At 58.4% G+C, this 13923-nt stretch carries 12 protein-coding genes; 7 read left to right on the top strand and 5 right to left on the bottom strand.

From position 1 onward, the window contains the following. Window positions 1-97: 97 nt before the first annotated feature. Together lolA and PMI28_RS14680 are read right to left on the bottom strand one after the other, a co-directional pair. On the bottom strand, window positions 98-721 hold the full coding sequence (lolA, locus tag PMI28_RS14685; RefSeq protein ID WP_007986890.1) for an outer membrane lipoprotein chaperone LolA: 624 nt from the start codon (window positions 719-721) through the stop codon (window positions 98-100). 66 nt (window positions 722-787) lie between these two features. Next, window positions 788-3199, bottom strand: a complete 2412-nt coding sequence (locus PMI28_RS14680) for a DNA translocase FtsK (protein WP_007986892.1) — start codon at window positions 3197-3199, stop codon at window positions 788-790. A 305-nt stretch (window positions 3200-3504) separates the two neighbouring features. Here PMI28_RS14680 and trxB point away from each other — a divergent pair, with 305 nt between their 5' ends. From trxB to infA, 4 genes are all read left to right on the top strand, one after another. Further along, entirely contained in the window at window positions 3505-4464 is a 960-nt protein-coding gene (gene trxB, locus PMI28_RS14675) for a thioredoxin-disulfide reductase (protein ID WP_007986894.1), read from the top strand. A gap of 62 nt (window positions 4465-4526) precedes the next feature. Further along, window positions 4527-5207 carry a leucyl/phenylalanyl-tRNA--protein transferase gene (gene aat / locus PMI28_RS14670; RefSeq protein ID WP_007986896.1) on the top strand — a complete coding sequence of 227 codons (681 nt, stop codon included), beginning with the start codon at window positions 4527-4529 and terminating at the stop codon, window positions 5205-5207. 57 nt (window positions 5208-5264) lie between these two features. Further along, complete coding sequence (locus PMI28_RS14665) at window positions 5265-5972, top strand: arginyltransferase (protein ID WP_007986898.1); 708 nt, start codon at window positions 5265-5267, stop codon at window positions 5970-5972. Window positions 5973-6083: 111 nt separating this feature from the next. Next, window positions 6084-6302, top strand: a complete 219-nt coding sequence (gene infA, locus PMI28_RS14660) for a translation initiation factor IF-1 (protein ID WP_002553999.1) — start codon at window positions 6084-6086, stop codon at window positions 6300-6302. A gap of 203 nt (window positions 6303-6505) precedes the next feature. Here the strand turns inward: infA and clpA are convergent, their stop codons facing one another. After that, window positions 6506-8776, bottom strand: coding sequence for an ATP-dependent Clp protease ATP-binding subunit ClpA (gene clpA / locus PMI28_RS14655; RefSeq protein ID WP_007986900.1), 2271 nt, complete (start codon window positions 8774-8776; stop codon window positions 6506-6508). 30 nt (window positions 8777-8806) lie between these two features. Then, on the bottom strand, window positions 8807-9169 hold the full coding sequence (clpS, locus tag PMI28_RS0128525; protein ID WP_015094394.1) for an ATP-dependent Clp protease adapter ClpS: 363 nt from the start codon (window positions 9167-9169) through the stop codon (window positions 8807-8809). Between the two features lie 223 nt (window positions 9170-9392). Here clpS and cspD point away from each other — a divergent pair, with 223 nt between their 5' ends. Further along, window positions 9393-9647 (top strand): cold shock domain-containing protein CspD, encoded by a 255-nt coding sequence (gene cspD, locus PMI28_RS14650; RefSeq protein WP_007986901.1) that lies wholly within the window; start codon window positions 9393-9395, stop codon window positions 9645-9647. 80 nt (window positions 9648-9727) lie between these two features. On the opposite strand, the gene icd is transcribed toward cspD, so the two are convergent. Beyond that, window positions 9728-10984, bottom strand: coding sequence for an NADP-dependent isocitrate dehydrogenase (gene icd, locus PMI28_RS14645; RefSeq protein ID WP_007972065.1), 1257 nt, complete (start codon window positions 10982-10984; stop codon window positions 9728-9730). Here icd and PMI28_RS30775 point away from each other — a divergent pair. Both PMI28_RS30775 and PMI28_RS14640 read left to right on the top strand, forming a co-directional pair. After that, window positions 10983-11150 carry a hypothetical protein gene (locus tag PMI28_RS30775; protein ID WP_177318968.1) on the top strand — a complete coding sequence of 56 codons (168 nt, stop codon included), beginning with the start codon at window positions 10983-10985 and terminating at the stop codon, window positions 11148-11150. The genes icd and PMI28_RS30775 overlap by 2 nt on opposite strands. Before the next feature lie 327 nt (window positions 11151-11477). Then, entirely contained in the window at window positions 11478-13703 is a 2226-nt protein-coding gene (locus tag PMI28_RS14640) for an NADP-dependent isocitrate dehydrogenase (protein WP_033063333.1), read from the top strand. Window positions 13704-13923 lie beyond the last annotated feature (220 nt).

A 13923-nucleotide genomic window follows, 5' to 3' on the forward strand; every position in this document is an offset into this window, starting at 1 on the left:
GGAGCGGGCTTGCTCGCGAAGAGGCCGTATCAGTCAACATTTTGATTGAATGACACACCGCCTTCGCGAGCAAGCCCGCTCCCACAGATCCGGCGTTTTACTCTTGAATCACATCGGCACCCTTGGGGATGTCGAACTTGAATTTGGACGCCGGGATCGGCTCATTGGCCTTCACCCCGGTGAACAGGATATTGGTACGCTGACCAACGCTGTCGATCAGTTGCATGTCGTTGACCAGACCATTGCGGAACGACAGGCGCAGGCTGTCGAACAGCGTGTCCTTGGTCTTCGGCTTGAGGGTGAAGTCGATCACGCCGCCGGCTTCCTTGGCGCTGATGTCGAAGCTCTGGCTGATCTTGGACACGTCACCGGACAGCAGCAAGGCCGGCGTCTGGGTCAGGCGCTGGTCGAGCTTCTTGATGGTGGCCTGCTCCAGGTCCGGGTCCCACAGGGTGACTTTCTTGCCATCGGAGATCATGGTCTGTTCGGCCGGTGCATCGGTGTGCCAGTAGAACAGGCCTGGACGCTGCAGCGACATCTCGCCGGCAGTTTCCTGCAACTGGGTGCCGGTGCCATCAAGGGTCAGTTGCGAGAAACGTGCGGTCAGGGTCTGGGATTTTTCCAGCAATTGGGTCAGGCGCGCCACGTCCTTGTCATCGGCGTGAGCCGAGAGCGTGGTCAAAGCCAGTGCCGGCAGCAACAGCATGCGGATCAGACGCATGGGAGTCCTCATAACATTCGTGGGAGTGCGGGTGGCGCCAAAAGGCGCCGCCCTTTCATACTTGGGTCAGTCGCGCACCGGGCCCGGGGCCAGGACTTCACGCGAACCGTTGGTGTTCATGGACGTCACGACCCCGGCCATTTCCATGGCTTCGATCATGCGCGCGGCGCGGTTATAGCCGATTTTCAACTTGCGCTGAACGGCGGAAATGGAGGCGCGACGGCTTTCCAGGACAAACTGCACTGCTTCGTCGTACAGCGCGTCGGCCTCGGGATCGTCGCCGTCGCCGCCACCGCTGCTGCCTTCAAAGCCACTGCCCGCCTCTTCGACACCGTTGAGAATGTCGTCGTTGTATTCCGGCGCGCCACGCAGCTTCCAGGCTTCCACCACGCGGTGAACCTCATCGTCGGACACGAAGGCACCGTGAACACGAATCGGCAGACTGGTGCCCGGCGGCATGTACAGCATGTCACCGTGGCCCAGCAATTGCTCGGCACCGCCCTGGTCGATGATGGTCCGGGAGTCGATTTTGCTCGATACCTGGAACGCCATGCGGGTCGGGATGTTGGCCTTGATCAGGCCGGTGATCACGTCCACCGACGGACGCTGGGTCGCGAGGATCAAGTGGATACCCGCCGCACGCGCTTTCTGCGCAATACGGGCGATCAGTTCTTCGACCTTCTTGCCGACGATCATCATCATGTCGGCGAATTCGTCGACCACCACCACGATGGTCGGCAGCTTTTGCAGGAGCGGCGCTTCGTCGTGGATGCTTTCGCGCTTGTACAGCGGATCGCTCAACGGCTCGCCGGCGTCCTGGGCTTCCTTGACCTTGGCGTTGAAGCCCGACAGGTTCCGTACGCCCATCTTGGCCATCAGCTTGTAGCGTCGCTCCATCTCGGCAACGCTCCAGCGCAAGGCGTTGGCGGCGTCCTTCATGTCGGTGACCACCGGGCACAACAGGTGCGGGATGCCTTCGTAGATCGACAGTTCAAGCATTTTTGGGTCGATCATGATCAGCTTGGCGTCTTCCGGGCCAGACTTGAACAGGATCGACAGGATCATCGCGTTCACACCCACCGACTTACCGGAACCGGTGGTACCGGCCACCAGCAGGTGCGGCATTTTCGCCAGGTCGGTGATGACCGGTTTGCCGCCGATATCATGGCCCAGGGCCAGGGTCACCGGCGACTTGAAGTTGTCGTACTCGGGGGTCGACAGCACCTCGGAGAAACGCACGATCTGCCGGTCTTCGTTGGGAATCTCGATACCGACCGTGGTCTTGCCCGGAATCACTTCCACCACGCGCACGCTGGTCACAGCCAGGGAACGGGCCAGGTCTTTGGCCAGGTTGGAGATGCGGCTGACTTTTACCCCGGCAGCCGGCTGGATTTCGTAACGGGTAATCACCGGGCCCGGGTGAATCGAATCCACTGCGACTTCAACGCCGAATTCCTTGAGCTTGATTTCCAGCAAGTGGCCAACCGCAGCCAGGGATTCAGGCGAGTAATTGAGCTGTTTCTTTTCCGCCGGATCAAGAATCGAGATCGGCGGCAAGGTGCCTTCCACGGCGCTGTCGACGAACAGCGGCGCCTGTTTCTCTTTTTCGACGCGTTTGCTCGGTGCGGCAGGCTTTGGCGGCGCGGGCGCAATCACTGGCGGCACCTGCTTCTCGCGCTCGGACATGTGCTTGCTCAGGGCTTGCTCACGCTCGATCAGGCGCTCCTTGACCTTGGCTTGCTCGCGCTTGTCGGTGACGGTCGGCGCGACCACTTCATCCATACGGTCGTCGACCTCACGCAACTGGGCAACCAGTTGTTTGCGCTCGGTACGGGCCGCCCACCAGCGATTGGCCGCGCCCTGGAACAGTTCGAACAGGTCGAGGGTGATCTTGCCGGTGATGTCCATCACCTTGAACCACGACAGGTCGGTAAACACGGTCAGGCCGAACAGGAACAACGCAATGAATAACAGCGTGCTGCCCTGGATATTCAGGGCATTCCTGGCCAGATCGCCGAGGCTTTCGCCCAGCGCACCGCCCGCACCGGCCGGCAGACCGGTCGCGGCATGAAAATGGATATGGGCCAGCGCAGCGCCGGACAGCACCAGGAATACCAGGCCGATCAGGCGCCAGGAGAACAGCCAACCGCTCCACTGCCACGGCTCGTGACGCTGACGGAATATCTGGTAAGCCTTGATCGCCAACAGCAACGGGAAGATGTAGGCGAAGTAACCCAGCACCATGAACAGGATATCGGCGCTGTAGGAGCCCGCGGGCCCGCCGAAGTTCTGCACATCGTCGATCTTGCTGTTATGACTCCAGCCCGGATCATCCTTGCCATAGGTCAACAAGGCCATCATCAGGAACAGGCACAAGGCACCGATGGCGATCAGTGCACCTTCCTTGAGTCGGTAGTGCAAGTGCTGGCGCCAGAGCGGAACGACGGCTGGTTTAGGTGCTGCGGTGGATTTCTTCAAAACGCTTCTTTTCCTGCGCCATGGGCGCGTCCATCTGGTGAATGTCTATAAAAACTGCCAAAAACTGCTCAATCCAGGCAGGTAAAAAAGTTAACGCACGTAACCGGGACTACTTTTAACACTGCACCTCGGTCTTTATAAACACGGCGCGCACTGAGTATATGTAACACGCAAGGCATTGTACGGGTTTGTACGCCCGACGCCATGCTTGAGCCCCTTGGGTGTAGCATAGTCAACAGCACATAACATGCAGTTCAATTTGAGCATGCATTCTCTTTTGTGACAAAGGCTTATGAGGTGTTTTTATGAGCGAAGCGAAGCATTCCCGCCTGATTATCCTGGGCTCCGGTCCTGCCGGTTACAGCGCAGCCGTTTATGCCGCCCGCGCCAACCTCAAGCCCGTTGTCATTACCGGCATACAGGCAGGTGGCCAGCTCACCACCACCGTCGAAGTCGATAACTGGCCAGGCGACGTCGAAGGCCTGACCGGACCGGTCCTGATGGACCGCATGCAAAAACACGCCGAGCGCTTTGCCACCGAGATCGTTTACGACCACATCCATACTGCCAAGTTGCAACAACGGCCGTTCGAGCTGATCGGCGATAGCGGAACCTACACCTGCGATGCACTGATCATTGCCACCGGCGCGAGCGCGCAATACCTGGGCCTGCCGTCGGAAGAATCATTTGCCGGCAAAGGGGTTTCGGCCTGCGCGACCTGTGACGGATTCTTTTATCGCAACCAGGTGGTCGCGGTGGTCGGCGGCGGTAACACGGCGGTCGAAGAAGCGTTGTACCTGTCGAACATCGCCAAAGAAGTGCACCTGATCCATCGGCGCGACAAGCTGCGCTCGGAGAAAATCCTCCAGGACAAACTCTTCGAAAAGGCCGCCAACGGCAACATCCGCCTGCACTGGAACCAGAACCTGGACGAAGTACTCGGCGATGCCAGCGGCGTGACCGGCGCCCGCCTGCGCGACAGCCACACAGGTGAAACCACCGAGTTGCGACTGGCCGGCGTATTTATCGCCATCGGCCACAAACCCAACACCGACCTGTTCACGGGCCAACTGGAAATGCGTGACGGGTACCTGCTGGTCAAGGGAGGCAGCGAAGGCGATGCCACCGCCACGGCGATTGCGGGTGTGTTTGCCGCCGGCGACGTGGCCGACCACGTTTATCGCCAGGCCGTTACGTCTGCCGGGGCCGGTTGCATGGCGGCACTGGACGCCGAAAAATACCTCGACGACACTCCTGTCGTTTGAAGGCAAACTTTACGACGGGTCAACACCCGCCACCGCCCTCCCCTTCTGCAAGCCCGGACGCCATGCTGACTTGGTTACAACGCAACTCCCTGACCTTTCCACCGCTGGAAAAGGCCATGCGCGACCCCAACGGGTTGCTGGCTGCCGGTGGTGACCTGTCCGCTGATCGGTTGATCAACGCCTATCGCCACGGGTGTTTTCCATGGTTTTCCGAGGGCCAGCCGATCCTCTGGTGGTCTCCGGACCCGCGCACGGTTTTGTTTCCCGACGAATTGCACGTCTCGCGCAGCCTGAACAAACTGCTGCGCCAGCAACGCTATCAAGTGACCTTCGACGAGGACTTCGCCGCCGTCATCCGCGCCTGTGCGGCTCCCCGGGATCACGCCGACGGCACCTGGATCACCGACGCGATGCAGGACGCCTACATAGAACTGCACCGGCGTGGTCACGCCCACTCGGTGGAAGTGTGGGACAACAACGAATTGGTCGGCGGATTGTATGGCCTGGCGATGGGCCGGTTGTTTTTCGGCGAATCCATGTTCAGCCGCGCTGACAACGCCTCGAAATTCGGCTTTGCGACACTGGTTCGACATCTGAAAGACTCAGGTTTTGTGCTGATCGATTGCCAGATGCCCACCGATCACCTGCACAGCCTGGGAGCCCGGGCAATTCCTCGCCGCGACTTTGCCAACTATCTGGCACAACACCTGGATCAGCCCAATCGCGCTACCTGGGTTTGCTGAGCGACTTTTGCGCAGGTGGCTTACACTTAATCAAAAGCATTATCCCGAGGGTTGATCATGACCGAGTTGGCGCGTTTGAAGTTTTATGCCACTCAGCCGCACTCTTGCAGTTATCTGCCCGAGGAACAGGCCACGACCCTGTTCCTCGACCCTAGCCAGCCCATGGATGTGCATGTCTATGCAGACCTGTCAGAGATGGGTTTTCGTCGCAGTGGCGATCATCTCTACCGGCCGCACTGCCAGAATTGCAATGCGTGTGTTCCGGCGCGCATTCCGGTAGCGCAATTCACCCCCAACCGCCAGCAGAAGCGCATCTTCAAGCGCAATGCCGACTTGCAGGTACGCCCCGCCAAGCCGGGTTTCAACGAAGAGTATTTCGATCTTTATCAGCGTTACATCGAACAACGCCATGCCGACGGCGACATGTACCCGCCCAGCCGCGATCAGTTTTCCACGTTCCTGGTGCGCGACCTGCCGTTTTCCCGGTTCTATGAATTCCGTCTCGACGGCCGCTTGCTGGCGATCGCCGTCACCGATCTTCTGCCGAACGGTCTGTCGGCGGTGTACACCTTCTATGAACCCGCTGAAGAGCGTCGCAGCCTGGGACGCTACGCCATCCTCTGGCAGATCGCCGAAGCCCGGCGCCTGGGGCTGGATGCGGTCTATCTGGGTTACTGGATCAAAAACTGCAAAAAAATGAACTACAAGACCCAGTATCGCCCCATTGAACTGCTGGTTAACCAGCGCTGGGTCGTCCTGAACTAGAGCGCACCCTAAACCCCTTGGCTTGAACCCCACTTTTCGGGCACAATGCACGCCGCTTTTGCCTGGCGCAGTTGCACCGGGCCATTCACTGGACACCGAGGGCTTTACTGCATGTCGAAAGAAGACAGCTTCGAAATGGAAGGCACTGTCGTCGACACCCTGCCCAACACCATGTTTCGCGTGGAGTTGGAAAATGGGCACGTCGTAACCGCGCACATCTCCGGCAAGATGCGCAAGAACTACATCCGTATTCTTACCGGCGACAAAGTGCGCGTCGAGCTGACGCCCTATGACTTGAGCAAAGGGCGCATCACTTACCGCGCTCGCTAATCAAGTCAATACAAGACGCCCGGCTTATGCCGGGCGTTTTTGTTTGTGCGGGAGCGGGCTTGCTCGCGAATGCGGTGTGACAATCGACATCTTCTTCTCTGACCCACCGCTTTCGCGAGCAAGCCCGCTCCCACATTTGAATTGCGTACGACCGAGACAACAAAAAGGCGCCTCTCGGCGCCTTTCTGTTTTGCTTTTGAACGTCAGGCCATCTCGGCCGTGGTCTCGAACTCGAAGGTCAGCTCCCCGTCCTTGATGTCGATGTGCACCACACCGCCATGTTCGGCCAGTTCGCCAAAGAGAATCTCCTCAGCCAGCGGACGCTTGATCTTGTCCTGGATCAGGCGAGCCATTGGACGAGCCCCCATTGCCGCGTCGTAACCACCTTCGGCCAGCCAGTTGCGGGCTGCATCGGTAACCTCCAGCAACACACGCTTGTCTTCCAGTTGCGCCTGAAGCTCGGTAAGGAACTTGTCCACCACGCTCTTGATGACCTCATGGCTGAGGCGACCAAACTGGATAATGGTGTCCAGACGGTTGCGGAATTCCGGCGTGAAGCTCTTCTTGATCACTTCCATCGCATCGGACGAGTGATCCTGATAGGTGAAACCGATCGAAGCGCGAGCTGCGGTCTCGGCACCGGCGTTGGTCGTCATGATGACGATCACGTTACGGAAATCCGCCTTGCGCCCGTTGTTATCGGTCAACGTACCGTGATCCATGACCTGCAGCAGCAGGTTGAAGACTTCCGGATGCGCTTTCTCGATTTCATCGAGCAACAACACGCAGTGTGGCTGCTTGGTGATGGCTTCGGTGAGCAGACCGCCCTGATCGAACCCGACATAACCCGGAGGCGCACCGATCAGACGCGATACGGTGTGGCGCTCCATGTACTCGGACATGTCGAAACGAATCAGCTCGACGCCCAACGCCTTGGCCAACTGACGTGCCGCCTCGGTTTTACCGACACCGGTAGGCCCTGCGAACAGGAACGAACCAACAGGCTTGTCAGGGGATTTGAGCCCGGCACGGGACAGCTTGATCGCGGTGGCCAGCGAGTCGATCGCGGCATCCTGACCGAACACGGTCAACTTCAGGTCACGCTCAAGGTTACGCAACAGCTCCTTGTCGGAACTGGTGACGTGTTTAGGCGGAATCCGCGCGATTTTCGCGACGATGTCCTCGACCTGAGGCACTTCGATGCGTTTAACGCGCATTTCGATCGGTTGCAGGCGCTGGTAGGCACCCGCCTCGTCGATCACATCGATGGCCTTGTCCGGCATGTGCCGGTCATTGATATAACGCGAAGCTAGTTCGGCAGCCGCGCGCAGGGCTTCATCACTGTATTCGATATTGTGATGGCTTTCGAAACGCCCCTTCAGGCCGCGCAGAATGCCAATGGTGTCCTCCACCGAAGGTTCCGACACATCGACCTTCTGGAAGCGCCGGGCCAAGGCACGGTCCTTCTCGAAGATGCCGCGAAATTCCTGGAAGGTGGTCGAACCGATGCAACGGATATCACCGGACGACAGCAGCGGCTTGAGCAGGTTCGAGGCATCCATGACGCCACCGGACGCGGCACCCGCACCAATGATGGTGTGGATCTCGTCGATGAACAGGATCGCCTGCGGACGTTTTTTCAGTTCATTGAGCAACGCCTTGAAGCGCTTCTCGAAATCGCCACGGTATTTGGTACCGGCCAGCAAGGCCCCCAGATCAAGGGAGTAAACCACGCTGTTGGCCAGCAGGTCTGGCACCTGGTTGTCGACAATGCGCTTGGCCAGGCCTTCGGCAATCGCGGTTTTACCCACGCCTGCCTCGCCCACCAGCAGCGGGTTGTTTTTGCGACGACGCGCCAGGATCTGCGCGACACGCTCGACTTCCAGCTCACGACCTACCAACGGATCAATACGACCCTGACGCGCAAGCTCATTGAGATTGCTGGCATAAGCATCCAGGGGATTGCCTGAGGAAGAAGACTCACCGCCCTCGTCGTCCTGCATATCTTGCTCACCTTCAGAGTGATCGCCATGCCCCGGCACCTTGGAAATGCCATGGGCGATGTAGTTGACGACATCTATACGGGCAACGCTCTGCTGTTTCAGCAGGAACACTGCCTGACTCTCTTGCTCACTGAAGATCGCGACCAGCACGTTGGCACCAGTCACTTCGCGTTTGCCCGAGCTCTGTACGTGAAACACAGCACGCTGCAGTACACGCTGGAAGCCCAGGGTTGGCTGGGTTTCGCGATCCTCGTCATGTACCGGGATCAATGGCGTGGTGGAGTCGATGAACTCCTGCAGGTCATGCTTGAGTTTGTCGAGGTTTGCGCCGCACGCACGCAAAACGGTGGCGGCAGCCTCATTGTCCAATAGGGCCAGCAAGAGGTGTTCGACGGTCATGAACTCATGACGCTTCGAACGGGCCTCCTTGAAGGCAAGATTGAGGGTGACTTCGAGCTCGCGGTTTAACATAGCTTCACCTCATACCCAAGTGGTCGGCGATTAACCGTCCTTCTCGATTTCACAGAGTAGCGGATGCTGGCTTTCCCTGGCGTACTGGTTGACCTGCATGGCCTTGGTCTCGGCGATGTCACGGGTAAACACTCCACATACTGCCCGCCCTTCTGTATGGACGGCCAGCATGACCTTGGTCGCCAGCTCGCGATTCAGGTTAAAAAACACCTCGAGCACTTCGACGACGAAATCCATCGGTGTGTAGTCATCGTTGAACAAAACCACCTTGTACATCGGCGGCGCCTGAAGTGCAGGCTTTGCCTCCTGAACAGCAATGCCTGCGGAATCGTCGTCGTGTAAATCAGGGCGATCCTGATTGAATGTTAGTCGAATCTGGCTGATTGCATGCATGGAAAGAAAGGTTCGTCAGTTGTTCAAATACAGTGGTGGGGGCGGCTATCAGCGTTTTCAACTCCGACTGCCCGGTCAGCTTGACTATCGGCAAAACGGTGTTACAACCAATAGAGCCCACAGTGGGTAAAAAAGGTCCGCGGAGTCAATCTTATTTACAGATTCGACTGCGGATGTACTGGATGATACTCCAGTGATGGAGTCTGTTGCAGAGGGAGTTGGTATGGCTGTCGGCAAGGTCAAATGGTTCAACAATGCCAAGGGTTACGGTTTCATCAACGAGGAAGGCAAGACAGAAGATCTGTTTGCCCACTACTCGGCCATTAAAATGGAAGGTTATAAAACCCTGAAAGCCGGACAATCTGTCGTATTCGATATCATCCAGGGCCCCAAAGGCCTGCACGCGGTCAACATCAGCAACCCGGTGGACACCGCGAAAATCACGACACAGACACCTGTACAGACCGTTTCGGTTTAACACCGCCGCGTCATCCAGTCATAAAAAAACCGCCTGACTCAACTTCTTGAATCAGGCGGTTTTCATGTGCCTGCGTATTCTTACATGTGCGAGATCAGCGCGTCACCGAAGCCGGAAGACGAAACCAGCTTCGCACCCTCCATCAGACGCTCGAAGTCATAGGTCACGGTCTTGGCGGAAATCGCGCCGTTGGTGCCCTTGATGATCAGGTCGGCCGCTTCGGTCCAGCCCATGTGGCGCAGCATCATTTCAGCGGAAAGGATCAGCGAACCCGGGTTGACCTGGTCCTTGCCGGCGTACTTCGGTGCAGTACCGTGGGTAGCTTCAAACATGGCCACGGTGTCAGACAGGTTGGCCCCTGGCGCGATACCGATACCGCCCACTTCTGCCGCCAGGGCGTCAGAGAGGTAGTCGCCGTTCAGGTTCAGGGTTGCAATCACATCGTACTCGGCCGGGCGCAGCAGGATCTGCTGGAGCATGGCGTCGGCGATGGCGTCCTTGACGATGACGTTCTTGCCGGTTTTCGGGTTCTTGAACTGCATCCACGGACCGCCGTCGAGCAGGGTCGCGCCGAACTCTTCCGCCGCCACTTCGTAGGCCCATTCCTTGAAGGCACCCTCGGTGAACTTCATGATGTTGCCTTTGTGCACGATGGTCAGCGAATCACGATCGTTGTCGACCACATATTGCAGGGCCTTGCGCGCCAGACGCTTGGTGCCCTGCAGGGACACCGGCTTGACGCCGATACCGCAGTTCTCGTCGAAACGGATCTTGGTAACACCCATTTCTTCCTTGAGGAACTTGATGACCTTGGTGGCTTCCGGCGTACCGGCCTTCCACTCGATGCCGGCGTAGATGTCTTCGGAGTTCTCGCGGAAGATGGTCATGTCGACATCGCCTGGCTTCTTGACCGGGCTAGGCACGCCTTCGAACCAGCGCACCGGACGCAGGCAGACGTACAGGTCGAGTTGCTGACGCAGGGCCACGTTGAGGGAACGGATGCCGCCACCGACCGGGGTGGTCAGCGGGCCCTTGATGGAAACCACGTAATCCTTGACTGCGTCCAGGGTTTCCTGAGGCAGCCAGGTGTCCTGATCGTAAACCTGAGTCGCTTTCTCCCCGGCGTACACTTCCATCCAGGAAATCTTGCGCTCGCCACCATAGGCCTTCTTAACAGCAGCATCGACAACCTTGATCATGACCGGACTGATGTCGACACCAATGCCGTCGCCTTCGATGAAGGGGATGATCGGGTTATTAGGAACATTGAGAGAATGGTCTGCATTGACGGTGATTTTGTCGCCGACGGCTGGAACCTGAATCTTCTTGTAACCCATGCTGAACTCCATTGATTGGATTGAACATCTGGCTTGGTTCGAGCGTAACCCAGTTGAATCGGCGCGCAAACCCTATGTTCCATCCATCTGCCGCAAAGCCTTGCAACTCGTGAGCTACAAGCCTGAAAGCAAAGGGAAAAGCGCCAAACTCAAGCACGACGAATGACCTTACGCCCTGATCGTCCCTGCGACCTTTAGACCAATGGACGACATTCGTTGCGTATGAACCATCGGCAGATTGCCAGCTACCTATGTATAATGCCGCCGCTGACTAAAGGGTCACGACGGGCGAAACAGCTCTACGATGAGTGTTTACGCCTGATAAGCCGGTCTGTTACCGCAGCCCGACTGCTTGACGCCCTACTGATGCACCCAACATCACAGCAACGAAACCTCGATATTCGGCTCATGGATGACTTTGAACGAACGCGCTTACCCGGCGCCCTCGAGTTTCTGCGCACGCTTTAGCAAAGAAGAGAGAGTTAATCCGAATATGCCCACCCGCTCGAAGATCATCTATACCTTCACCGACGAAGCTCCTGCCCTCGCCACCTATTCACTGTTGCCTATCGTAGAGGCGTTCACCGCCTCGGCTGATATCGCCGTTGAAACCCGCGATATCTCTCTTGCAGGGCGCATCCTGGCCAGCTTCCCCGAGCAACTGGGTGACAAAGCCGTAGCCGACCACCTCGCCGAACTGGGCGCCCTGGCCGTTACGCCTGAAGCCAACATCATCAAGCTGCCGAACATCAGCGCCTCGGTTCCGCAACTGCAAGCCGCAATCAAAGAACTGCAAGCCCAGGGCTACAACCTGCCGGACTACCCGGAAACCGTGACCTGCGACGCCGACAAAGAAGCCAAGGCGCGCTATGACAAGGTCAAGGGCAGTGCCGTGAACCCGGTTCTGCGCGAAGGCAACTCCGATCGCCGCGCTCCGCTGTCGGTCAAGAACTATGCGCGCAAGCACCCGCACAAAATGGGCGCCTGGGCCAAGGACTCCAAGTCCCACGTCGCGCACATGAGCACCGGCGATTTCTACGGCAGCGAAAAAGCCGCCCTGATCGACGCCGCTGACGCCGTGAAAATCGAACTGATCGCTCAAGACGGCACCACCACCGTCCTGAAAGAAAAGACCAGCGTACAAGCCGGTGAGATCCTCGATTGCGCGGTCATGAGCAAAAACGCCCTGCGCAGCTTCATCGCCGCCGAAATCGAAGACGCCAAGGCACAAGGCGTGCTGTTGTCGGTTCACTTGAAAGCCACCATGATGAAGGTCTCCGACCCGATCATGTTCGGCCAGATCGTTGCCGAGTTCTATAAAGACGCACTGGCCAAACACGCTGACGTGCTGGCACAGATCGGCTTCAACCTGAACAACGGCATCGGCGACCTGTACGCTCGCATCAAGGCATTGCCTGCCGAGCAGCAAGCTCTGATCGAAGCTGACATGCAGGCGGTCTACGCCGCTCGCCCTTCCCTGGCGATGGTCAACTCCGACAAAGGCATCACCAACCTGCACGTGCCGAGCGACGTTATCGTCGACGCCTCGATGCCGGCCATGATCCGTGACTCCGGCAAGATGTGGGGCACCGACGGCCAGCTGCACGACACCAAGGCCGTGATCCCGGATCGCTGCTACGCGACCATCTACCAGGCAGTGATCGAAGACTGCAAGGCCAACGGCGCGTTCGATCCGACCACCATGGGCAGCGTGCCAAACGTTGGCCTGATGGCGAAGAAAGCCGAAGAGTACGGCTCCCACGACAAGACTTTCCAGATCAAGGCTGACGGCGTTGTTCGCGTCACCGACAGCAAGGGCAACCTGCTGCTGGAGCAGTCGGTTGAAGCCGGCGACATCTTCCGCATGTGCCAGACCAAAGACGCGCCGATCCAGGACTGGGTCAAACTGGCCGTCAACCGTGCTCGCGCCAGCGGCACCCCGGCGATTTTCTGGCTGGACCCAATGCGCGCCCACGACGGCGTGGTGATCGAGAAAGTTCAGGCCTACCTGAAGGATCACGACACTGCTGGCCTGGACATCCAGATCATGTCGCCAGTCGACGCCATGAAGTACACCCTGCAACGCACCCGCGAAGGCAAGGACACTATCTCGGTGACCGGCAACGTACTGCGCGACTACCTGACCGACCTGTTCCCGATCATGGAACTGGGCACCAGCGCCAAGATGCTGTCGATCGTTCCGCTGATGAACGGCGGTGGTCTGTTCGAAACCGGCGCCGGCGGTTCGGCTCCGAAGCACGTTCAGCAGTTGCTGGAAGAGAACTTCCTGCGCTGGGATTCGCTGGGTGAATTCCTGGCCCTGGCCGCGTCCCTGGAACACCTGGGCGTGACCTACAACAATCCAAAGGCGCTGGTTCTGGCCAAGACCCTGGACCAGGCCACCGGCCAGTTCCTGGACAACAACAAGTCGCCATCGCGCAAAGTCGGCAACATCGACAACCGCGGCAGCCACTTCTACCTGGCGCTGTACTGGGCTCAAGCCCTGACTGCCCAGACCGAAGACACTGCACTGCAAGCGCAGTTCGCGACCCTGGCCAAAACCCTGACCGAGAACGAGGCGACCATCGTTGCCGAACTCAACGCTGTCCAGGGCAAGCCAGTGGACATCGGCGGTTACTACCACGCCGACGCCGAGCTGATCAGCAAGGCCATGCGCCCGAGCGCAACCTTCAACGCGGCTGTCGCTGCGCTGGTGTAAGGTTGTAAGGAAGCACCACAAACCCCGGCCATGTGCCGGGGTTTGTGTTTTCTGGCCTTCACACAATTTGCCGGTGAAATACGGACCAATGTGGGAGCGGGCTTGCTCGCGAAAGCGGTTTATCATTCAACACCTTCATTGACTGACCCACCGCCTTCGCGAGCAAGCCCGCTCCCACAGGGACAGCATTTCAACTTCGAGGAGATCTCATGGACTGGAA

This window comes from Pseudomonas sp. GM48 (genome assembly GCF_000282335.1).
Classification (GTDB): Bacteria; Pseudomonadota; Gammaproteobacteria; order Pseudomonadales; family Pseudomonadaceae; genus Aquipseudomonas.